A 22654-nucleotide genomic window follows, 5' to 3' on the forward strand; every position below is an offset into this window, starting at 1 on the left:
AATTTTTCTTGTGTGTTTTCTTTTTTGTGGTCATTTATTGATCTTGCCATGTAATATTTTTCAAAGTAGTGAAGTTAACAAAACTTAGTTGCACTTTTGCATTGAGTTAATTTTTCTAACTATGGATACAGTAAATGAAAACTAAATTATCTATTTTAAGCTTGGCTATTTTGCCATGTCTTGCAGCAGCACAAGTAACGAATATTTCTGCGCAGTCTTCTATTCAAGCGAGCCAAGACTCATTGTTAGTCATGTATAAAAAAGGTACGTCACAGGCTATTCGGTTACAAGCGCGTAGTTTGGTAAAGGCTAAAATCAGTGATTTGAATAAAGATGGAGTTGATGATAATTATTCGTCTATTTTGTCAGGGCGTTTAGCTAAGTTTGAAGTAACAGGAATGAGTACCAAAGAGGCTATCAAGTTACTACAAACGCATAGCGCGATTGAGTATGTTGAGCCCGATTACCGTGTAAGTATTGCTAATACACCCAATGATCCTGATTTTTCACAATTATGGGGCCTCCATAATGAAGGACAAACGGGTGGTACTGCTGATGCCGATATTGATGCATTAGAGGCATGGTCTATTACCACGGGTGGTAAAGATGTTGTTGTGGGTGTAATTGATACTGGTGTTGATTATAGTCACAGTGATTTAACTGCAAACATGTGGGTTAACCCAGGTGAAATTGCAGGTGATGGTATTGATAATGATAATAACGGTTATGTTGATGATATTTACGGTATTAATGCGATTACTAGTGCAGGTGATCCAATGGATGATCAAGGCCATGGTACGCACGTGTCAGGTACTATTGGTGCCACAGGTAATAACAATAACGGGGTAGTGGGTGTAAACCATGATGCTGCAATTGTTGGTTGTAAGTTTTTGGACGCACAAGGTAGTGGTTCAACTTCTAATGCAATCAAGTGTATTGATTACATGGTGGGTTTAAAAAATGACGGTGTAAATATTCGTGTGCTTAATAATAGCTGGGGCGGTGGTGGCTTTAGTCAGGCACTTGCTGATGCGATCACAGCCAGTGAACAAGCCGACATCCTTTTTGTTGCAGCAGCGGGTAATGATGCTGTTGATAACGATCAAAACCCAAGTTATCCGGCAAATTATGAGCACGAAAGTGTGTTATCCGTAGCTAGTACTGATAGTCGCGATAATATGTCTGATTTTTCACAATGGGGTGCAACGACTGTTGATTTAGGCGCGCCAGGTAGCGCCATTCTATCAACTGTCCCAGGTAATGGTTACGCAAGTTATTCAGGTACGTCAATGGCAACACCTCATGTTGCGGGTGTGGCTGCATTGGTATTATCGATCAATCCAGATCTTTCAACCAGTGAGCTCAAACAACTGTTAATGGACAGTGGTGATGACAATGCACAACTGCAAGGTAAAACCGTATCGGGTAAACGCTTAAACGCGAACCAAGCGTTAGAGCAGGCAGATCCTACGCCGAGCTTTAAATTATCAGTTACGCCAAGTTCTCAGCAAATAACCGCGGGTGATGTGGCAACCTATACATTTGAGATTGGGTCAATCGCGCAGTGGGATGGTGTTGTTAACCTTGAACTTGTGGGTGATTTAGTTGGTGCCAGTTTATCTGCTAATACTGCTATGCCAGGTGAAGCTATTACATTGTCAGTACCTACTCAAGAGTCGACGCAATGGGGGGGCTATAGCTTTACTGTGAATGCGTCTTCAGGCGAACTGGCGAAGCAAAAATCGGTAAGTTTATTAGTTGATCCAGTTGGTTTAAATGACTTTACTTACAGTAACGACACATCTATTGATATTCCTGATAGTAATGTTGATGGGATAGATTCCGTGATCACCGTTGCTGACCCATTAACGGTATTTGCAACGCAAGCGAATATTGATATTTCACACACATATATCGGTGATTTGGTTGTAACGCTTACTTCACCTGCAGGTACTGCAACAACGCTTCATAGTCAAACCGGAGGCGGAGCTGATGACTTAGTACAAAGCTATACACTCGCTAATTTTAATGGTGAAGTAGCAACAGGTGATTGGACTCTCCATGTTGAAGATACGCTTTCAGCAGACACTGGCACATTAAACAATTGGTCTATTACTTTTAGTGCCATTGGTGAAGTGAGCCCTCAACCTCCGCAAGCAGGTTTTGAGTTTGACACACAAGGCCTGATGGTGACTTTTAACAACACGAGTACTGACAGCAATAATGATATTGTTAGTTGGGCATGGGATTTTGGTGACGGTGATACATCAACAGACAGCAGCCCTGTACATGCATTTGCACAAGCTGGTAGCTATGAAGTGCAACTGACAGCCACTGACAGTGAAGGACTCACCGATACATTCACACAAACAGTGGTAGTAACTGATGTTGAAATTGAGCTCTCACTAAAACGAGCTAATAAAACACGCTTGGGTACGATGCGAGTTGATCTTACTTGGCCAACAGTCGCTGCAGAGCAAGTGAGCATATACCGTGATGGTGAGTTACTAGACACAGTATCTGACAATGGTCGCTATCGTGATTTTGAGCGTAACGCAACATTAGATAGTTACGACTATCAAGTATGTGTTACTGAGTCAGCATGTTCGAACACAGTGACAGTTACATTTAACTAAAACTTTTGAACTGTTCAAAGCCCAGTTTCCCCGCTGGGCTTTTTTTATGGTTGGCTTTTGTCATTAGTTGCTGCTAATAGTTCAATTACATGTTGTTGGCCAAAGGTATGTGCAAATTGTTCAGCTGTTTGACCTGCGTTGTTTTGGTGTGCGTTGTCGCAATCAAGTGATACGAGTGTTTTAGCGATACTAAATTCACCTCTAAAAATTGCAGCCATAAGCGCTGTGTTACCACGGTTATCTTCTAAACAGGCATTAGCGCCTAAGTGTAAAAGCGTGTTGACCGTGTTTTTATTGCCATGATAAGTGGCAATCATCAACGCGGTGTAGCCTTTAATGTTATAGCTATTGATAGGAATACCAGCCTCTACAAATTGTTCAATTACGTCGGTATCGTTGGTACGTGCTGCGGCAAAGTAGTAAGCGAGTAAACTATCGTACTGTGCTTGTGGCGAGTTGTGGTTTTCAGCTTGCGTACTCGTTATTTGTGTATCTGTTGTATTTTGAGCATTAACGCTATTGGTAAAGCTTATTAATACAGTTGCTATAATTAATAAATTACGCATAACAGTCGCCTTTTAAAAAGAGGAGAGAGTTTACCCCCTTCCTCATAGTTGTGGTTGCTTATATAAGTGTTCGTTTAGTTGGGACTAACTTAAACAACTGGCTATTTACAAGGTAGCTGCAAGTTGTTTAACCATTTTAATATCACCGTTTACGGCTTTGGTTAAACGGGTGCCGTATTCGCTATCGGCTTTGTAAAAATGGCTGAGCATTTTGTGTTTCACATCGCTGTTTTGTACTTTGCCTAAATCACCAGCTAGGTTATTGATGAGGTTAGTACGCTCTTGCTTACTAAAGCCACGATATAACACGCCAGCTTGAGCAAAGTTCTGCTGCTTTTTGATAGCGGCTTGTTGTACATAGCCTTGAAGCTTTGTTTGGCTCCTACGAGCGGTAGGGTTTTCAGCGACGTTTTCGTGACTCGGTTGGTAGTTCACGTTGCTCGTCGTGTTACCGTAATTCATTGCGCCGTCTTGGTTGTAATTTACAACATCCACTTTTGCACGATTTATTGGCAATTGCTGGTGGTTAGCACCCAAGCGGTACATTTGTGTATCTGAGTACGAAAATACACGCCCTTGTAATAAACGGTCTTCAGATGGCTCTATACCCGGAATAATATTGGCAGGTGCCATTGCAACTTGTTCAGTAGATTGAAAAAAGTTAGTTGGCATACGGTTTAAGGTCATAGTACCGACTTTGGTTTCTTTGACATCTAACCACATTTTAGTGGCGTCTAATGGGTTGTAATTAAAGTCATCAAGTTGTGATGGATCTAATGTTTTAATGTAAAGATCCCATTTTGGAAAATTACCTTTGCCTATTTCGGTGTATAAATCACGGGTTAAATGCTGGAAATCTTGGCTTTGTACTTTTGCCACGGCTTTAGCGTCTAAATTATCAATACCTTGCTGGCTTACCCAATGAAATTTAACGTATTTTACATCGCCCGATTTATTAATCATTTTGTAAGCATGTACGCCCCAGCCATCCATTTTACGCAGGCTTGCTGGCGTACCGTAATCACTGTAAACCCAAGTTAGCATGTGTGTTGATCCCGGCTCATACGAAAAAAAATCAAAAAATCGATTTGGATCCTGAATATTATCAACAGGAGATGGCTTTAATGAATGCACCATATCTGGAAATTTAATGGCGTCTCGAATAAAGAATACTGGCAGGTTATTACCCACTAAATCCCAGTTCCCTTCATCAGTGTAAAATTTGGTAGCAAAGCCTCGTGGATCACGCAGTGTCTCAGGGCTTCCTTTAGAGTGAATAACCGATGAGAAACGTACAAATACGTCAGTTTCTTTACCCGCTTCACTGAAGGGGGCAGCAATAGTTAAATCATCTAATTCTTTACTCGCAACAAATACCCCATGCGCACCAGTACCTCGGGCATGAACTACGCGTTCAGGTATACGTTCACGAGCAAAACGTTGCAGTTTTTGAATTAACTGAACGTCTTCAAGTAATACGCTGCCGTGTTCACCGGCGGTGATAGAGTTTTGATTATCGCCAACTGGCGCACCGTTGTCTTTGGTTAATGTTGTGCTGGCACTTGTTGGAAGCGCAATGGCTAAAGCAAGTGCACTCAGTGTTAGTGCTGGTTTATTTTTAATTTTGTTTAATTGAGTATTCATAGTCGACCTCATGTATTTTTAGCGCTTGCGCCTCGCAAGCTTTTTAACTGAGCTCAGTGTATGTAATGAACGTTGTTCGGTAAAATTGATTGTTTAGATTGGTGTGATTTGTATTTTGAATGTATAACTACGAAGGTTGTGTAATTAAAAAGGCCTCATCAGGCCTTTTTAGGTAAAAACTTAGTCGATTAAAGTCTGCTTAGAGGGTAATGCAGGGAAAGCGCCTTTGATTAAACAGGCTTTCGAGCCACATTTAAGGCCAAAACTCAGCGCTTCTTTCACATAGTGACTGTGGTTTAACTTTTCAGTTAATTCAACTGCTGTATGGGCATGGTTTAAGTGATAGAGCACGCCTGCAATAAAGGCATCGCCTGCGCAAGTTGTATCAACAGGCTTAATTTGGGGGGCCGGTTGTTCGATAACGAATGTTTGATGATAGACTTTAGCTGGGTTAGCACCGTCAGTTAAAAACACTAAGGTGACGCCTTCATCTAACAGTAACTGAGTGTATTCTAATGGCGAAATAGCAGCTTGCTTTGCTAAAAACGTTAATTCCTCATAAGACAATTTAACAACATCGCAAAAACGGTAACAAGCAAACACACGATCTGCTATATCAGCAGTGTCTGACCACAAACTGTAGCGTAAATTAACATCAAAACTCACTAATATGTTATTGGTATTAGCGGCCTGTAATGCGCTCAATGTCGTCGTGTTAATGTTGCTGTGAGTCAATGTGTTAGAACAAAAATGAAATGTACTCAATGCTGACCAATTTATTTTATCAATATGTGCTTTAGTTACTAACAAGTCCGCAGTGTTATGACGATAAAAATTAAAACTACGTTCACCCACTTCGTCCAGGCTGACGATAACAAGCGCTGTTTGTGCCTTTTCGATGGTAAACAAATACTCGGTATCGACTTGATAATGATCAAGTGAGCGTCGCAATTGACGTGCAAAATGATCATCGCCCATGCCACCACAAAAATAAGCGTTACCGCCTAATTTTTGATACCCAACAGCGACATTTGCAGGTGCTCCGCCAGGGATAGGTGCGTAGGCACTATTGTCATTATCAACCGGCAGCATATCTATCAGTAGTTCGCCAAAGCTCAATAATTTTTTCATGTGTTAATACCTTAAAAAGCCCAGCAAAATAGCTGGGCACTCAACAAGGGAGAGAGTATTCGTTTAGTTAAATAAGTACTTTAACGTTAATGACGTTGTACGACCATTGATGGCGCGGGCACGAATAATATTATTATCTGGCACGCTGCCTTCCTCAGCTTCAGTAATTCCAACAGTATCGAACAGGTTGTTTACGTTCAAAGCAAGGTTAAGGTTTTCAGTTAGATCGTAGCTTACAAAGCCATTGACCTGCGTGTAGCCGTCAAATTTAAGATCATTATTATCCTGAGCATAGGCGTCAGTGGTGCCAATAAAGCTCATGCCAGCAGAACCTTTGTTAAAGTTGTAACGGGCCATCAATGAATAAATAAAGTCAGCTTGACGGCGTGGTGTATTACCCACAACTTCAGGTGTTAGCGCATCTTTTGCAATTTCAGCATCGGTCCACGTAAAGTTACCGCGAAAATCCCACGCATCTAAAAAGTAGGTGGATTCAAGCTCAATCCCTTTTGCTTCGTATTCACGATCAAAGAACTTTTGTGATGTTGCTTCAAAGTTTTGCTCTTCTGTTTCAGCATAGAATGCGGTTGCGAATACTGAGAGTGAATCAAAGCGCTTTTTAACACCAAACTCGTATTGGTTTACCTCATCAACGGCGTCTTCATCAGCAACAGAGCCATCTGCTTGAACTTTACCAAATAATAAGCGGTCAGCATTGGCGCGGCCACCTTGGCTAATACGTGCAAATGCAGCAAGACTTGAGTCAATTTGATAATTAGCGCCGACAGAGTAAGAAGTGTAGCTCCAGTCGTAATCAACTATACTTGGATTACTGATATCAATACCGGCAACATTTTGTTCTGGGATTGAAATCGTTCCATCACGATTCATATCAACGGTTGATGTTACAGCGCCAGCATAAGTACCTCGTGCTTCACCACTGTCATAACGAGCGCTGGCATCAATGCTTACATCACCAAGCTTGGTTGAAAAGGCAACATAAGGTGCGCGGGTTTCGTAATCAGTGTCGTAGTTACGTTGGCAGCAATTACCCCAAAAAGGAGTGCCATAGGCATATAATCCGCTATCAGAATAGCTATCGCCATTTTGTGCAAAAACATCAAGGAGCGCTGCATTATCGCCTTTTAGCTCCATAAGGTATGAGTTCCAAAGCCACGACATACTAATTGTTTGGCTCGATGCATAATAGCCAAGGGTTACGCTGGTATCGTCGCTGAGCTCTTTGGTTAGTTTTAAGTCATTAACGATTGAGCCAAAGTCATTCATGGTGACATCGAAGGTATGAATACGCATTGCAAGGTCGTCTGTAAAGGCTTGCCCTTTTGAACCGCCCGTTGCGTAGTTTAATGTTGCGCCACTGCCCGCAATACTTGCGGCAATATCACCTGCGTTACCAACTTCTGCGGGGATCAAAGAAGTAAAGTTACCGCTAACGGATGATTTTCTAAAGCGGTTTTCAATACGCCAATCGTTGTCTAAATCAAACACGGCTTCAAAGCCAACTGCGTCGACTTGCGGGTTCATGCCGTTGCGCATATCACCGCGGCTAATTTGGTTATTACCATCTAAGCGAGTGGTAGATAGAAACTGTGCTGAATGTGGCGTGTCTGTTTGTGCATCGAACCCTTTAATTGAGCTACCATCAGCGTACATTGGCATTGGTAAGTAGCCAATGCTTTGGTCGTCTAAATGCTTGTAATAAAGGCGAACATAGCCTGAATCAAATTCTTTTGTCAGGTTTGCTTTGATTTGACCGCCTTTGTTAGCGGTATAACCCGCTTCACGAGGGCCTTCACCTTGACGAATAAAACCGCCCACATGAAAGCGCACACTGTCGTTTAAGTAAGTACCGTATTCAAAATCAGTTCGTAACGAGTCATAATCAAGTCCAATTGTGGTCGCAACAGAGCCAGACTCTTCTTCACCTGTTTTTGAAATAATATTAATAATACCGCCAGGGGCATCACTGGCCGCGGTAGAAGCTGACCCGCCACGAATTGACTCCACCGTTTGTACTGTGCTGTCTAATCGCATAAAAATGTCGGCGTTACCAAATGCAACATCGCCAAACTGCATAATAGGAAGGCCATCTTCTTGGAGTTGCAAAAATTTTGCGCCCCCAGAGGCAACAGGTAAACCACGAACAGCAATATTTGCATTACCTTCACCACCGGTCGATTCTGAACGAACACCCGGAATGATTCTAAAGGCTTCTGCTGTTGAACGAGGAGTAGCAACTTGAATCTCATTCAAAGAAACACTGCTAACTGAAACGCTTGAAGCCATGATAGTAGTGCGTCTTGGTACACCGGTTACGACAATGGTTTCAAGGCCTTTTTTAGCTTCGGTCTCTTGCTGTGCTTCTTGCGCATATAAACCTTGGCTAACAGCTAAAGCAAGTGTGCTTAGTAAATAAAGTGTTGTGTTGTGTGTTGTCATAATATGCCTCGTTGATTACTGACCCAATGGGCTTGTTATTTTTACTTAATCGATTAAGTAAAAATAACAAAGATTTTACATTAAGCAACTTATTTTTGTATTTAAATGTTTGTTTTTTGCTCTTTCATTGTTTTTAAACGACTTTTTATATTACTTTTTTGCACCAAATTAATCGTGTTGTGCGTTAATGTGATGCAATGCCTGCGCTGAAGGGTCTTTAAAGTAGTTATATAACATAGCGACAAAGAGCAATATTGCAAAGCCTGTTGCTAGAATAAAGCCATATTTTACATGTCCAAACATGTCACTAATCATACCCATAAACAGAGGCGCTAAAGCCGCTGACAAGGCGGTAAAAAACAAAATAACACCCGCAACGGCACCATGTTGTTGCACCGCAAAGCATGAAATACCCTTAGAGTTTAGTGTTGGGTATACCATCGACATGAACAAGCCTGAAAGAGGCAACAGCAGGACTGCTGCATTGACGCCTCCTATCAATGTTCCGATATAACAACCAGCTATCCCTAAGCTTAGCCAAACCATGACACTTTGCCAGCTAAAGCGGTTAAGTAACCACACGGCGATAAAACGGCCAGCGGCACGCAGGATAAAAAAGATAGTCAGAGCATATGTCGCCATCAGTGTCCATGATCCTGTGTAATCTGCGAGTAAGGTCGGCATCCATACATAAATAGCCACTTCAGTTGCCACATACAGTGCGATAGCTAATGAAAAGCCCAGTGCATAAGGGTTTTTCACCATCTTCATGGTGGTTGCAAGTGAGGTTGGTTTTGCTGTGGTTTTTACGACGGGTGGGTAGTCAGCACGCCAAGCAAGTACAGCTAAAATTAAGCACATAATACCTGCAATGACATATAAATAAGTCCAACTTACTTGTTGGGTTAGTAAAAAGCTCACTAAAGCTGGGCCAACAATAGCGCCTATACCAAAGAACCCTTCTACCTTATTCATGGTTTTTGTATGCTCGTTATTACTTTGTGAAATATCGCCAAGTAGCGCCAGTGCACCGGTTTTAAATAAACCGATGGCTAAGCCTATTAAGCATAAAAGTAATACAAAAATAATGAAGCTGCTGCTAACGGCAAACAAAAAACAGCTGATAGAAAATAGTAATAAGCCCAACATAATAGTTTGTTTGCGGCCAAAGCTATCAGCTAAAAACCCAAGGAAAAGCCCGCTTAGAGCGATTAAAGCCATGGGAGCATAATGAAATGCACTGGCTTGTGTCATCGTTAGGTTAAATTCTTTTATAAGCTCAGGGATGATCATGCCAACTGCATCTGAGGTCATAGCAAACATAAAGAACATCATATATGTGAGCCAACGTATGTGTTGCAATGAAGTATTGCTAACGAGAGTGTGCGTTTTATTCATCTTTATATCCTCGTTAGGTGATTAAGCATTTTTATAATTAACTCAGTACATTAATTATAAAATGATAGTTTAACCATCCCGTTTTTGTATCAAAGTTGTAAAAACTTCTTGTAAAAATTGGTTTCCTAGTTAAAGATATATCTTAATCGATTAAGATTCAACTTGGTATTTACACATGATGAAGAATAAAGTTCAACTGATCACCTATGCAGATCGCATCACAGGACAAGGCATCAATGCTTTATCCAATTTACTCAATGGCCCGCTAGAAAATGTGTTTGGTGGTGTACATCTACTGCCTTTTTATAATCCAATAGATGGCAGTGATGCGGGATTTGACCCGATAGACCATAGTGCTGTTGATGAGCGAATTGGCACATGGCAAGATATTCAAGCGTTAGGTGAACACTATGATTTAATGGCTGACTTAATTGTAAATCATGTTTCAGCACAGTCTTTTCAGTTTAAAGATGTATTAAAAAATGGTAAGAAATCAGATTACTGGGATCTATTCTTAACAAAAGAAGATGTATTCCCTGGTGGTATGAGTGAACAAGAGCAAAAAGCAATCTACCGTCCACGTCCAGGGAGTTGTTTTACGCCTATTACCTGTGAAGATGGGGAAACGTATGAGTTTTGGACAACATTTACTGATAATCAAATAGATATCAATGTAAAGTCAACGCCAGGTATTGAGTATTTAGATAATGTTTTGACAAAGTTTTCGCAGAATAATGTCAATATCATCCGCTTAGATGCCGCAGGTTATGCGATAAAAGAAGCTGGAACTAACTGTTTTATGCTAGATCAAACTTTTGATTATTTAGATAAGTTATCAGCACAGGCTAATGATTTAGGCATGGAAACTATTGCTGAAATTCATAGCCACTACCAAACACAGGTTGAAGTCGCTAAACGCGTTAATATGGTATATGACTTTGCATTACCACCGCTGATTTTGCATAGCTTATTTACTAATAATAGCGATGCATTAGTGCAATGGCTTAAAATTTCACCTCGAAACTGCCTAACCGTGCTTGATACACACGATGGCATTGGCATTATCGATGCCGGTCCTATGGGCGAGAAGCCGGGCCTTTTAAATGCGGCGCAAATAGATAACTTAGTCGAGACTATTCACGCAAATAGTAATAACCAAAGTCGCCAAGCGACTGGGGCTGCTGCGAGTAATGTCGATTTATATCAAGTTAATTGCACCTATTATAATGCCTTAGGCGCGAGTGATTTTGATTACTTAGTTGCAAGAGCAATCCAGTTTTTTGCCCCAGGTGTGCCCCAAGTTTATTATAGCGGACTGTTTGCTTGTGAAAATGATATGACATTATTGGCAGAATCAAACGTGGGTCGCGATATTAACCGCCCGTATTTAGATGCCGATATCATCTGTGAATCATTAGCAAAGCCAGTGGTTAAAGGGCTTCTTAAATTGATTACTATTCGCAATACACATAACGCATTTAATGGCGAGTTTAGTGTTACAGGAAACACAAATAGTTGTTGCCTAAAATGGCGTAAAGATGACAATGCTATTGAATTCAAAATAAACTTTGAAACTCGTGAAGCACTCATCATTGAGCATACCTCATCAGAGCAAGTACTTACTTCGTTAAATGATTTATTAGCTTAATGAGAGCTCAGACAGTGCGTGTGGTTACCTTTGAAAATTAAACAGGTGTTAACCTTGAAAGGTTAAGGTATGTGACCTTTCAAGGTTGAATTTACAGCAGTCTGTTTGTTCTTTAGGCAAGGTAGCGCCTATGTAGTGTGGTTATTCGCCATAAATAGGCGATAACACAGCATTAATGTCAAACAGGCGCTGCTCAAAAGGTTTTGCCTAAGGCGATTTACTCTTTGTTGCCTACATGGAGGGTGGTAAAAGGCGTGAACAGAACGCGGAAGCTTTGCTTGGTTTTGATGTAGCCCACAAGGTTACGAACCTGACGCCGCGGTTAAATCGCCCCTAGTTTGAGCAAATTTTAATCCGCCAAAGTCAACAACCCCTAGCCACTTTGACCCAATTGCAGTTCGTGGTTAATGAGTGCTTTATTTTCTTCTTTGGTAATAAACAAATTAGCAGCTAATGCGCCTTTTTCTTCACTGTTTTGGTGGATTGTAGTTAACTTGGGTACGAATCGCTGCGCTTCATCAATGCCATCAAACCCCACAATTCTTATATCGTCAGGAATTGTTAGGCCCATTTTAATCGCTTCTCGCATTGTCGCAAGGGCGATAAGATCGCTCATACACAGCATGACTGAAGGGCGAGGTAGGCAGCTCAGCGCCTCTTTAGCAGCAATACTTGCATAGCGCTCAGTACTTTCAGGAATATTCCAAATGCGATCTTCCCCAATGGTAATGTCTTGTTCTGCTAGGGCTTTTTGATAGCCGCGTAATCGTTGGTGCGCGATTGATTGCCCCGCTTCAAATTCATGGTGTTCATATACGCGGCATAATACATTTTCATCGAGCAAACGCAGGCCTAAAATAGCGACTTGGTCATCTTTATGTTGCAGGGCATGTTTTGCAACTTCGTAGCTAGCTTGTTCATTATTTATATTTACAGAGGCATTGCGGCCTATGTCAAAGTCAACAGTCACCACATGTTTAGGCACAGTTTTTAGTTGTTCTACTAAGAGCTGGTTTCGTGGGCGGCCATAGCAAATAAAGCCATCAACAAAATCAACCACACTGTTTAAATTGTCACTATTGCCAGAAAACAATAAAAGATTATTGCCGCTTTTTTCTAGCACAGACGCGACCCCTCTCATAAAACTACTCGCCACCGGATCTGACACCATATATTCAACGCTATCAGGAAGCACTAACGCAATAATATTAAATTTACCTCGGCGTAGAGACTGAGCGGCTTTGTTCGGACCAAAATATCCCAACTCTTTACATGCCGCTAAAATTGATTCTCTGCGATTTTTAGATAATTGATCCGGGCGGTTAAACGCATTTGACACTGTGGCATTTGAAACACCTAATTCTTTTGCAATACTTTTTAGTGTCCAATGGTTTTTTGTACTCATATAACCTACTCAAACGAGGATGTTGATTGAAAGAGTAAATTACCATACTTGGCTTTAAATCAAAGCACTAATTCTATGAAAAACGCCGGTTTAGGGTTCCTGTCTGTGTTTATTCAACCCCTTTGAAAAAACAATCCAAAAGAACTGCCTTTTAATATTTTGTTAAAACCAATATATGAATATTCGTTAATGTTATATAAAATATATTGTATACAATGATAATTAAATGTTACAAAACGTACCTCAATAACCCGTTCTGGATTGAGAACACACTAATAATTGAAGGTAGAGTATGAAAATTAATACACTGATTCTGGCGTTACCAATATTGGGCATGAGTACAATGGCATTGGCTGAGGAAGTAGGGGAGCGTACATTTAAGCCTAAGTCAGCAGCTGTTGAGCGTGTACATCATCATGGTGTTGAACAAAACCATAACGAAAAAGCACCAATTGCTAAAGTGCAGAGCCAACCGCAGCTTTTGAGCGCACGTATGATGACAATGCAAGCCGCGGCTGTTACATGTGATTTGGATGCATTAGCAACGGCGAGTACATCAACCATTATTACTGAAGTTAAAAACCAAGGTTCACAATGCATTAATGAACTATTTAGTGCCTCAGCATCAATACAAAGTCAGGTGTTTACGTCTGATAAAATGTTCGCTGTTGCTAACCATGCAAAGTCACTCTCACAGACTTATGCAGGCGGTGGTAATGTTGAGTTAGAGGCGCTGTTTTTATACCTTCGCACAGGCTTTTATGCCGAGTTTTATAACGATAGTGTTAGTTTTGCGACATGGGTTACGCCAGCGGTTGTAGGTGCAATTGATGCATTTGTTAATAATACCCATTTTTATGATGATAATGACGGCCACGGTAAAACACTTTCAGAAGTGATAATTACTATGGATAGTGCAGAACAACAGCACCGCTACTTAGGTGTGGTTAAGGGGTGGCTTACACGTTTTAACGAAAGTTATGCTGCAAAATGGAATATGCGCAGTGCCGTAAATGGTATATTTACCTTACTTTATCGTGGTCAGTGGAATGATGCGTTTGTTACTGCTGTAGGCAAAGATACCGACTTGGTAGTTAAACTGAATACGTTTACGCAACAGCAATGGATGATTGGATCAGATGCACAATACTTAATTGTTAATGCGGCAAGTGAACTAGCGCGGCTTAAGAAATATTCAGGCACTGTTATTCAAGCGACGGTAGATACAGGCATTAAAGCTATTTTCAGCACCTATAACAGTTTTGGTTATGGCGATGCGGTATGGCTTGCGACAGCGGATTCTGTCAGCTATTACGCGGATTGTAATGATTATGGTATTTGTGGGTTTGTGGATCAACTTACCCAGCAAGCACTTTCGCAAAGCTACAGTTGTAGCAGCACCATTAAAATTCGCTCGCAAAATATGACTGCAATCCAACACGCTGCGGCATGTGATGCAATGGGGGCGGAAGAGGGCTTATTTCATAATAAACTAGCAACAAATAACACACCAGTAGCTGATGATAACAACAGTTTTTTACAAGTAAATATATTTGATAGTAGCGACGATTATGGTAAATATGCGGGTGCTATTTTTGGTATTAATACAAATAATGGTGGGATGTATTTAGAAGGTGACCCTTCTGTTGTGGGTAATCAAGCAAATTTTATTGCTTATGAAGCAAGTTACGCCAATGCAGAGCATTACGTGTGGAATTTAGAGCATGAATATGTACATTATCTTGATGGCCGCTTTGATTTATACGGTAACTTTAATTCACCAACGCAAGATATTGTTTGGTGGTCTGAAGGCGTTGCAGAATACGTTGCTAATTTAGATAATAATGAAGCCGCTAAAAATACCATTAGTGATGGCTCTCGTTATACATTAGCGCAAGTGTTTGCTACTAACTATGACGGTTTTGATCAAGACCGCATTTATCGCTGGGGTTATTTAGCAGTGCGTTTTATGTTTGAGCGCCATAATAGCGAAATCAATGCCATGCTTGCTCATACTCGTGTTGGCGATTGGAATGGATACAAAGCTAAAACAGTTCAATGGGCAAATAGTTACGAAAATGAGTTTGTGCAATGGTGTGATGATTTAGTTGCAGGTACACCGACCAATAATCCACCAACAGCACAGATCAACGGCCCATATGCTGGCATGCAAAATAGTGAAATCAGTTTTACAAGCAATGGCAGTGTTGATAGCGATGGGTCAATTGCAAGCTACCAGTGGGACTTTGGTGATGGTAGTAGCTCTAATGAAGCAAATCCTGCACACATTTACACGACTGCGGGTGAATATACAGTGTCACTAACGGTTGTTGATAATCAAGGTAGTAGCCAAACAGTAACAACGCTTACCAGTGTTGAAGCAGATACAAGTGTTGGAGATGGTGAACTAGTTAATGGTCAGCCAACAATGATAAGTGGTGCTCAGAACGAATTACTGTATTTTAGTTTTGATGTACCACTAGGTGCGACTGATTTAGTGTTTAACTTAAATGGTGGCACAGGCGATGCTGATTTATATGTCAGTTATGAAGCTACCCCAACTGTAAATAGCTACGATTGTCGTCCGTATGTGGGTGGTAACAGTGAGCAATGTGCAATAAACCCTGCACAAGTTGGTACATATCAAGTCATGGTTCGGGGCTATAATATGTTTGATAACGTGCAACTTACAGCGTCTTACACTGGCGCTGCGAGTAACGTACCAAATGTATGTGCAACACAAGGGAGCCGCAGTAGTGGGCGTTTAAATGATGGCGATGTGATTTGTTTAGGTAACAACGACCCAATGTGGTTTAGTATTGGCGATGTGCAAGGACAAAATGGTGTGGCGATCACGACCGCAAATGGCAGTGGTGATATTAGCCTTAGCTATTCAAATAGTGGCTGGCCAAATGGTGTGAATGAACAAGCACAGTCAAGCAATACAGGGAATGGCGAATGTATTTACATTAGCAACCAGAGTCAATATTGGGGTTATTTAAAAGTATCAGGCAATAGCACGGGTGCAAGCCTAGTCGTTGACTTTAACAGCGGTGGTTGCCGTTAAAGTGAAACCAATAATTTAATAAAAATCCACAAAAAGCCCATGTAAATGGGCTTTTTTGTAGATTTTTTAAATAGTTAAAATGCCTTTAATAGCTGTAGTTTAATTGCTTTTGCACCTTGCTGCGGTATGGTTTTAAGCTCATTCGCAATATAAAGTAAGCAAGGCAAAAGAATCAAAGACGTTAGCGTGGCAAATAGCACAGCAAAACTTAATGAAACAGCCATTGGGATCACAAACTGTGCTTGTAAACTGCTTTCAAACATCAAGGGTAATAAACCAATGAATGTAGTGAGTGATGTTATTAAAATTGCTTTAAAGCGAGCGGCAGCACCTTGGCAAATTGCTTCATTTAGAGGCATTTTATCACGCAGTTGGTTGACTCGTGTTAATAGTACGAGAGCATCGTTTATAACGACGCCAGATGCGGCAACTATGCCAAAAATCGACATCATACTTAGTGTATACCCCAGCAGTAAATGCCCATACAACGCGCTTGCCGTGGCAAACGGTATAACAAAAATAATCAGGAACGGTTGGCTATAGCTCTTCAGTGGTATTGCTAATAAGCTATACACCATTAATAACGCGATTATAGCAAACGAAGTGACTTGGCTTTGTTCTTGTTGCTGCTCCTTTAAATGTTCACCTAAATCAAAAGACACATCAGGGTAGCGGGCTTTTATAGCGGGTAATATTTGGGTTTCAATTGCTAAATGTATCGCTTTTGTTTGCGGCTTTTTACTTGGAACAATAAACGCAGAGACATTAAATGTTCTTCTGCCTTGTTCTGTATGAATTTCATGGCTGCTTTGCGTTGTAGTGAGTGTTGCTATCTCTGAAAAAAACACTTGTGAGTGCTCATTTACACTAATAGGTAGGTTATTTAAAGATGAAAAAGATTGGCGTTCGTTTAAATCCCCTCGAACCATAAATCGGACGGTTTGTTGTTGTGTAACAACTCGCTGTACCTCAATACCATAAAAGTAGGCAAATACCTGTTTAGCAACTTGGTTTGAAGTTAGCCCCAAATGGCGTCCTTTAGGTGTTAGCTGAATTTTCCACTCTTGCTGATTTGTGTTTAAGTTTGATGTTAATTGTGTGATGGCCTCATGTTCAGATAAAGCGGTACTCAAATCTAAAGTGGCAGCAGTTAGCATACTTAAATTATCGCTATATAATTGATAGCTTAGTTCAGGCTTTTGATTAATATCAATAACATCAGATTCAATGGTAATTGCTTTAACGCCAAGTAGCGTCGGCATCGCAGCTTGCCAGTGACGTGCTAATTCAAATGCGTCAAAGGGGCGCTTATCTTCATCAACCAAGGGGGCGAGCACTTCGCCCTCGGTATCATTATCGAGCCAAATGTAGGTGTCTTTTACAAGCGAACGCCCTGAGATTTGCTGTGTTTGTTGCTCTACTTGTAAAACCATTTGTTCTATACTTTTAACAGCATGCAATGTTTGTTGATGCGACGCATTGTTATCCATTTGAATATGAATAGATGGAAAATCATGCGGAACTTTAGGTACGGCAGTAAAGCCAATTAAACCTGTTTTTACAAGTAAAATAGCGCTTGCTAAAAATGCAATAAAGAGCATTAATACTGGATACCTAAAGTGAATGATATGCTTTAAGACTGGCACAAATGTATCCGCTAGCCATTGATTAAAGGCGTGATCAAACTTTGTTCTCCAGTGGGTTTTAGAAAGAGGCTTGATAGGGCTATGAGCAAGGTGTGCGGGCAAAATCATTTTGGATTCTATCAAACTAAAAAATAAGCACAGTAGAGCAACGCCCGCAATGGCGATAAATTGCCCTGAGTTAGGGCCTGTGCTAAACATAAATGGCATAAACACAGCCATTGTGGTGAGTACACCGAATGTAGCAGGGGCAACGACCTTACTAGCCCCTGTGATTATATTTTCAACATTATGGCCGTAATCGGTTGTTTCGTTCGCAGCGCTTTCACTAATAACAATGGCATCATCTACCACTATGCCTAACACCATAATAAACGCAAAAAGTGATACAACATTAAGCGTTACGCCGATAAACGGCATTAACCAAATAGCGCCTAAAAAGCTAACTGGCAAGCCAAGCATTACCCACATGGCCAAGCGCACCCGTAAAAATAAACTCAATACAATAAAAACTAACAATGCCCCTTGGGCTAAATTGTTTAACATCATATTAAGTCGTCCTTCTAAATAGTAGGTGGTGTCGACTAATTGGTACAAAGAAAACCCCGCAGGCAGCAGAGGGGTTTTATACGCTAAATAAGATTGTACACTTTGCGCCACGGCGGTAATTGACTGTGACTCATCGGCTAAAATACGCATATAAAAAGCATTTTTGCCATTTAACTTTGCTAGGTGCAATTGCTCAGTGAGTGATTTTTTTATAGTGGCAATATTGCCTAATGTGAGTAATTCGCCATGCTCAGTATTCAATATTGGCAGGGAGTTTAAGCTCGCTATTGTTTCTTTTCGGGCTGGCATTTGTAGATTGATTTTGCCATTTTTAGTAGCAATTTGACCTGCGCTGATATTTTGCGAATGTTGACTAATAAGATCAGCAATGTCCTGTAATGACAATCCGTAGCGTTGTAATTGATAGCGAGTTACCTCTATTGAAAACTCAACATCGGGTAAGTTTGTTGCTTGTACGTGACTAATTAGGTCACGTGCTAACAACTCTCTTTTAATATGTTCACCAAACTGCTTTAAAGCGAGTTTATCGTCTGGCCCGGTTAGTACTAAGCTTACTGCATTTTGTAACTGCGGCTTATTTTGTAAAATGATAGGTTCCATTGCTTTTGGTAAATCAGCGATGGCATCTAATTTGTGTTTGATTTCATTTAGCCTTTGCTCACTGGATTGATTTGCGTATAAAGCAATGGTCATACTGGCGCTATGTTGCCTAGCTTGGCTTTGAACTCGTTTAATGCCCGCTTGGCCATTGAGGGCGTGCTCTATTTTGGCTACGACCTGTTCTTCAAGCTCTTTTGCAGAGGCACCAAAATATTGAATTTGTATATGGATCTCAGGGTTTTTAGCTATTGGGAACATTTGTCTTTGAATACTGTTAAAGCTTAACAATCCCATCGCAATAATAAATAACATCAATAAGTTAGCAACCAATGGGCGATGACAAAAAAAAGCGATCACACTGTTTTTATAAGGTGCTGCTGGTGTGTGCTGTGTCGTCATAGTGAGTTGCCCTCAAGAGGGGCTGTTGCTAGAGCTGAGTTAATGACATTTACTGCCATGTTTTCTCTTACAATTTCAGGGCGTTTATCGACTAAAATAATTGATTCATCGCTAGGTAGTTGAATCATTAAATTGTGTTTTTGCATGTTTAAGATTTCAACGGGGATTGACTGTAAGGTATTGTTTGCAGACAAAGCCCATATACGGCTATTAGTAACCATATGTTGTGCCACAACTGCTGCATTCTCAAAGTGTTTTGTTGGTACAGAGACGTGTACAAATTCACCAAATTCGATCCTTTTACCTTGATTAAGTAATCCGTAGGGATCCGTAATTTCAACAATATAAATGGCGCTACGAGTTGAAGAAGAGCGCGTACCAATACTGCGTGTTAAGCGGCCAGTATGAATAACATGATGATGGTTAATAATCACATTGTTTATTGGTAAACTTGGTAACACGCTTAATTTGTTATCTGCAATGGCAACATGAACCTCGGCTTTAGCAACATTAGCTAAACGCCCCAGCGTTTGCCCTTGACTGATAACTTGACCAAGGCCTACTGCGCGGTTTTGAACGAGTGCGTCGTAAGGTGCCCTATATGCACTACGGGCAAGGTTTGTTTGTGCAATTTGCAATTGTGTTTGTGCTGCAAGTAATAAAGCTTTGGCACTTTTAACTTGCGGCTCTCGTTTTGCAAGGGGGTTAGTCGAAGGCGTGTTAGCGAGTAAAAGCGTGGCTTTGGCAACGCTTGCTTTGGCTTTTTCTTCTTCAAGCTCTGCGCTGGCTTTTGCAACTTTAGCCTCTGCAAGTGTCACTGCGGCCGTTAAATCAAATGGATTAAGTTTGATCAACACAGTGCCTTTTTTAACGATCCCGCCATCAATAAAGCTCGGATGTAAGTAGATTACTTTCCCTGCAACTTCAAAAGCAATATCAGTGTTTTCGATTGGTTTTACAACGCCTGATAATTCAAGCTTAGTATTCATCAATTTAGGCGTTATGGGCGTTACACTTATAAGTGGCAAAGGCTTAGCTGAAGAGCTAGTTGGCTCAGAGTTTGCCTTTGACGAAGGTGTAATAAAATAGCCAGCCAACACGATTAATATAATCATTAAGAGTGTTAAAAACCATCGTCCTTTGATGCCGTAAAACATTTTGAGCATGAAAATTCATTCCTTTTTTTATTATCAAGGACCCTTATTAAATACAGGGAAATGCTTGTAATTATCTATTTTGATATGTTATAACATTTTTAGTTAATTATGTGTAACAATTTTTCCTAAATTAGGTATGTATGTCTCAAACAATTTCACCCTATCAACATGCGTCGCAAATTTGTGATGTATTTCAAATGATCAAAAATATAAAGATGGATTCTTTTGAAGCGCCGAACATGGCATTGTATGAGCGCTTTATGGCTTTACTGTCTAATCAACAAGATGAAAAATTTGCTAGCCAAGTTTTAGCTGAACCTTGCCTCAATACAATTAAAAGTGATATAGCGTCACTTTTTGCAGCCGCGTCGGGGCGCTATGAACATTACTGGGCGCAAAAAGTACTTGCCTCTACCGTGCCTATCTCGACCTTAGAGTCTGATTACCCTTGGTTTAGTCATTACCAAAGAGCGGTTGGTTTAGAGTCAAATGCTATTTATGCCTTATCAGGTAAGCAAAATTTAAACGTATTAATGGCTGGCAGTGGGCCGCTGCCTATTACGTCAATGCTCCTTTCTCAGCAAGGTATGAAGGTGAGCAATCTAGACATTGACGCACAGGCATTAACCGTTGGTGAGCGTGTGCAAAAACATGTTTACCCACAGCAGAATCAAAAATTTAGTTGTGCAGATATTTGTGAATTTGAAGACCTTGAACAGTTTGATGTAGTGTGGCTGGCTGCATTAGCGGGGTCAAGCGATGTAAAAAGGCAAATATTATCGCATTTATTTACGCGCATGCGAGCGGGAAGCTTTGTTGTCGTGAGAACAGCATTTAATTTACGTCAGCTACTTTACCCCAGTATTGAGCTGAGTGATTTAATGCCTTTTACTCCTAAATTAAAAATTCAGACCTATAGTGATAATTTTCATTCTATTTTGATCGCGCAAAAGCCGCTTGAAGAGCAACCTTAATGCACGCATTAGCACCTTTTCGTGGATTAACCCCTGAGTACAAATTGATGCTGTTTGCTGCATTTGTATTTAACTTAGGTTTTTATATGTTGATCCCATTACTGAGCCATTATCTAGCAGAGAACTTACTTTTGAGCGCCACATTGATCGGCGTAGTCATGGGAGTTCGCTCGTTTTGTCAACAAGGTTTGTTTTTAGTCGGTGGTGTGTTAGCTGACAAGCTTGGTGTTAAGCGATTGATAATAGCAGGGTGTTTTTTACGAGCAGTCGGTTTTTTACTGTTTTTATGGGCCGATCACATTGTTGTTTTGTTTTTAGCTGCATTTTTGACGGGCTTTGCGGGGGCATTGTTTACACCTGCTGCCCAAGCCTATTTTGCACATGCGCAAGGGATCAGTAAAGCAAACATGTTTGCGCTCGTTGGTGTTGCAAGAAACGCTGGCGAGCTGCTTGGTCCTGTGTGCGGTTTATTATTAATTTCAATGAGTTTTGGTTTACTGTGCGGCGTAGCTGCGTTTCCTTTTTTATGTTTTGGTATCGCGTTTATTTATTATTTACCAACAGCAAAAAAATCACAAAAAAGTGCAGGACTTAATACTCGTGATTTAATTAAAACAGTGTTGGGTAATCGTGCATTTTTACAACTTTGCGCAGTGATGATGGGCTACTTTATGCTGATCAACCAAATCTCATTTGCGATGCCTATTTTTTTAGGTCAATTAGATATGCCACTGCATAGTGTGACTTGGTTATTAAGTATGTGCGCATTGATTTCAATCCTAGTACAACTACCCATTACGGCGCTGACTGAGCGTATTAATAAAGATGCTCTGTTTATTAGTGCAGGGCTTACATTGATGGGGAGTGGTTTTTTAGTCATGTTATTTGAAGTACAGAGTCAGTGGCAGCTATACCTTCAATTGGGGCTGTTAGCCTTATTTTTTAGTGTAGCAACTGCAATGAGCTTACCGCTTATTATGAAACAAATTGCGAACTCGGCACCGCCAGGAACGGTGTCTACTCACTATGGATTCTTTTACTTATTTGCAGGTTTTGGATTAATCATAGGCAGTGCTTTAGCTGGTTATGCCTTAGATTTAGAGCAACAAGTACCGGGCTTAATTTGGTATTTATTTGCTTTAATAGGAGGAGTAAGCGCACTTGCACATTTATATTTAAGCTCGCCAAATAAAGAAGAAAAGCTAGGGCGTGTTGACCTTTCGTGATTAATTTTGCAGCAGTATGTTTGGTATTTAGGCAAGGCAGCGCCTATGCAGTGTGGTTGTTCCCCATAAATAGGCGATAACGCAGTATAAATGCCAAACATGCGCTGCCCAAAGGGTTCTTCCTAGGGGC

13 protein-coding genes are annotated in these 22654 nt (G+C 40.7%); 5 read left to right on the forward strand and 8 right to left on the reverse strand.

Annotated features, from left to right (window positions below):
* The first annotated feature begins 134 nt into the window (after window positions 1–134).
* The gene (locus A7967_RS16540; protein ID WP_064435877.1) at window positions 135–2636 is read left to right on the forward strand and encodes a S8 family serine peptidase; all 2502 of its coding nucleotides are present in this window, start codon (window positions 135–137) and stop codon (window positions 2634–2636) included.
* 44 nt (window positions 2637–2680) lie between these two features.
* Here the strand turns inward: A7967_RS16540 and A7967_RS16545 are convergent, their stop codons facing one another.
* The 5 genes from A7967_RS16545 to A7967_RS16565 form a co-directional block, all read right to left on the reverse strand.
* Complete coding sequence (locus tag A7967_RS16545) at window positions 2681–3202, reverse strand: ankyrin repeat domain-containing protein (RefSeq protein WP_054452218.1); 522 nt, start codon at window positions 3200–3202, stop codon at window positions 2681–2683.
* Window positions 3203–3307: 105 nt separating this feature from the next.
* Window positions 3308–4846 (reverse strand): catalase, encoded by a 1539-nt coding sequence (locus A7967_RS16550; RefSeq protein ID WP_054452216.1) that lies wholly within the window; start codon window positions 4844–4846, stop codon window positions 3308–3310.
* 180 nt (window positions 4847–5026) lie between these two features.
* Window positions 5027–5977 (reverse strand): carbohydrate kinase family protein, encoded by a 951-nt coding sequence (locus A7967_RS16555; RefSeq protein WP_054452214.1) that lies wholly within the window; start codon window positions 5975–5977, stop codon window positions 5027–5029.
* A gap of 63 nt (window positions 5978–6040) precedes the next feature.
* A complete protein-coding gene (locus A7967_RS16560) occupies window positions 6041–8437 on the reverse strand; it encodes a TonB-dependent receptor (RefSeq protein ID WP_054452212.1) in 2397 nt (798 codons plus the stop codon).
* A gap of 168 nt (window positions 8438–8605) precedes the next feature.
* Window positions 8606–9835: an MFS transporter gene (locus tag A7967_RS16565; RefSeq protein WP_054452210.1), complete on the reverse strand. Its 1230-nt coding sequence runs from the start codon at window positions 9833–9835 to the stop codon at window positions 8606–8608.
* A 175-nt stretch (window positions 9836–10010) separates the two neighbouring features.
* On the opposite strand from A7967_RS16565, the gene gtfA reads away from it, so the two are divergent.
* On the forward strand, window positions 10011–11483 hold the full coding sequence (gene gtfA, locus A7967_RS16570; protein ID WP_054452209.1) for a sucrose phosphorylase: 1473 nt from the start codon (window positions 10011–10013) through the stop codon (window positions 11481–11483).
* Between the two features lie 373 nt (window positions 11484–11856).
* On the opposite strand, the gene A7967_RS16575 is transcribed toward gtfA, so the two are convergent.
* Complete coding sequence (locus tag A7967_RS16575) at window positions 11857–12888, reverse strand: LacI family DNA-binding transcriptional regulator (RefSeq protein WP_054452207.1); 1032 nt, start codon at window positions 12886–12888, stop codon at window positions 11857–11859.
* A gap of 292 nt (window positions 12889–13180) precedes the next feature.
* Between A7967_RS16575 and A7967_RS16580 the strand changes: the two genes are divergently transcribed.
* On the forward strand, window positions 13181–15955 hold the full coding sequence (locus A7967_RS16580; RefSeq protein WP_064435878.1) for a collagenase: 2775 nt from the start codon (window positions 13181–13183) through the stop codon (window positions 15953–15955).
* Between the two features lie 74 nt (window positions 15956–16029).
* Here A7967_RS16580 and A7967_RS16585 read toward each other — a convergent pair whose 3' ends face one another.
* Window positions 16030–19167, reverse strand: a complete 3138-nt coding sequence (locus tag A7967_RS16585; protein ID WP_082916344.1) for an efflux RND transporter permease subunit — start codon at window positions 19165–19167, stop codon at window positions 16030–16032.
* Window positions 19164–20333: an efflux RND transporter periplasmic adaptor subunit gene (locus tag A7967_RS16590; protein ID WP_054452203.1), complete on the reverse strand. Its 1170-nt coding sequence runs from the start codon at window positions 20331–20333 to the stop codon at window positions 19164–19166. Before A7967_RS16590 ends, A7967_RS16585 begins: the two co-directional genes overlap by 4 nt.
* A gap of 131 nt (window positions 20334–20464) precedes the next feature.
* On the opposite strand from A7967_RS16590, the gene A7967_RS16595 reads away from it, so the two are divergent.
* Both A7967_RS16595 and A7967_RS16600 read left to right on the forward strand, forming a co-directional pair.
* Window positions 20465–21298: a nicotianamine synthase family protein gene (locus A7967_RS16595; RefSeq protein WP_064435879.1), complete on the forward strand. Its 834-nt coding sequence runs from the start codon at window positions 20465–20467 to the stop codon at window positions 21296–21298.
* Window positions 21298–22524, forward strand: a complete 1227-nt coding sequence (locus tag A7967_RS16600; RefSeq protein WP_064435880.1) for an MFS transporter — start codon at window positions 21298–21300, stop codon at window positions 22522–22524. Before A7967_RS16595 ends, A7967_RS16600 begins: the two co-directional genes overlap by 1 nt.
* Window positions 22525–22654 lie beyond the last annotated feature (130 nt).

The sequence above is a fragment of the Pseudoalteromonas neustonica genome (assembly GCF_001653135.1).
GTDB classification, from domain to species: Bacteria; Pseudomonadota; Gammaproteobacteria; order Enterobacterales; family Alteromonadaceae; genus Pseudoalteromonas; species Pseudoalteromonas neustonica.

Bases quoted from the DNA above. Each gene is read 5' to 3' on its own strand.
- A7967_RS16540 (WP_064435877.1), top strand. From the start codon at position 135: ATGAAAACTAAATTATCTATTTTAAGCTTGGCTATTTTGCCATGTCTT.
- A7967_RS16545 (WP_054452218.1), bottom strand. From the start codon at position 3,202: ATGCGTAATTTATTAATTATAGCAACTGTATTAATAAGCTTTACCAAT.
- A7967_RS16550 (WP_054452216.1), bottom strand. From the start codon at position 4,846: ATGAATACTCAATTAAACAAAATTAAAAATAAACCAGCACTAACACTG.
- A7967_RS16555 (WP_054452214.1), bottom strand. From the start codon at position 5,977: ATGAAAAAATTATTGAGCTTTGGCGAACTACTGATAGATATGCTGCCG.
- A7967_RS16560 (WP_054452212.1), bottom strand. From the start codon at position 8,437: ATGACAACACACAACACAACACTTTATTTACTAAGCACACTTGCTTTA.
- A7967_RS16565 (WP_054452210.1), bottom strand. From the start codon at position 9,835: ATGAATAAAACGCACACTCTCGTTAGCAATACTTCATTGCAACACATA.
- gtfA (WP_054452209.1), top strand. From the start codon at position 10,011: ATGATGAAGAATAAAGTTCAACTGATCACCTATGCAGATCGCATCACA.
- A7967_RS16575 (WP_054452207.1), bottom strand. From the start codon at position 12,888: ATGAGTACAAAAAACCATTGGACACTAAAAAGTATTGCAAAAGAATTA.
- A7967_RS16580 (WP_064435878.1), top strand. From the start codon at position 13,181: ATGAAAATTAATACACTGATTCTGGCGTTACCAATATTGGGCATGAGT.
- A7967_RS16585 (WP_082916344.1), bottom strand. From the start codon at position 19,167: ATGACGACACAGCACACACCAGCAGCACCTTATAAAAACAGTGTGATC.
- A7967_RS16590 (WP_054452203.1), bottom strand. From the start codon at position 20,333: ATGCTCAAAATGTTTTACGGCATCAAAGGACGATGGTTTTTAACACTC.
- A7967_RS16595 (WP_064435879.1), top strand. From the start codon at position 20,465: ATGTCTCAAACAATTTCACCCTATCAACATGCGTCGCAAATTTGTGAT.
- A7967_RS16600 (WP_064435880.1), top strand. From the start codon at position 21,298: ATGCACGCATTAGCACCTTTTCGTGGATTAACCCCTGAGTACAAATTG.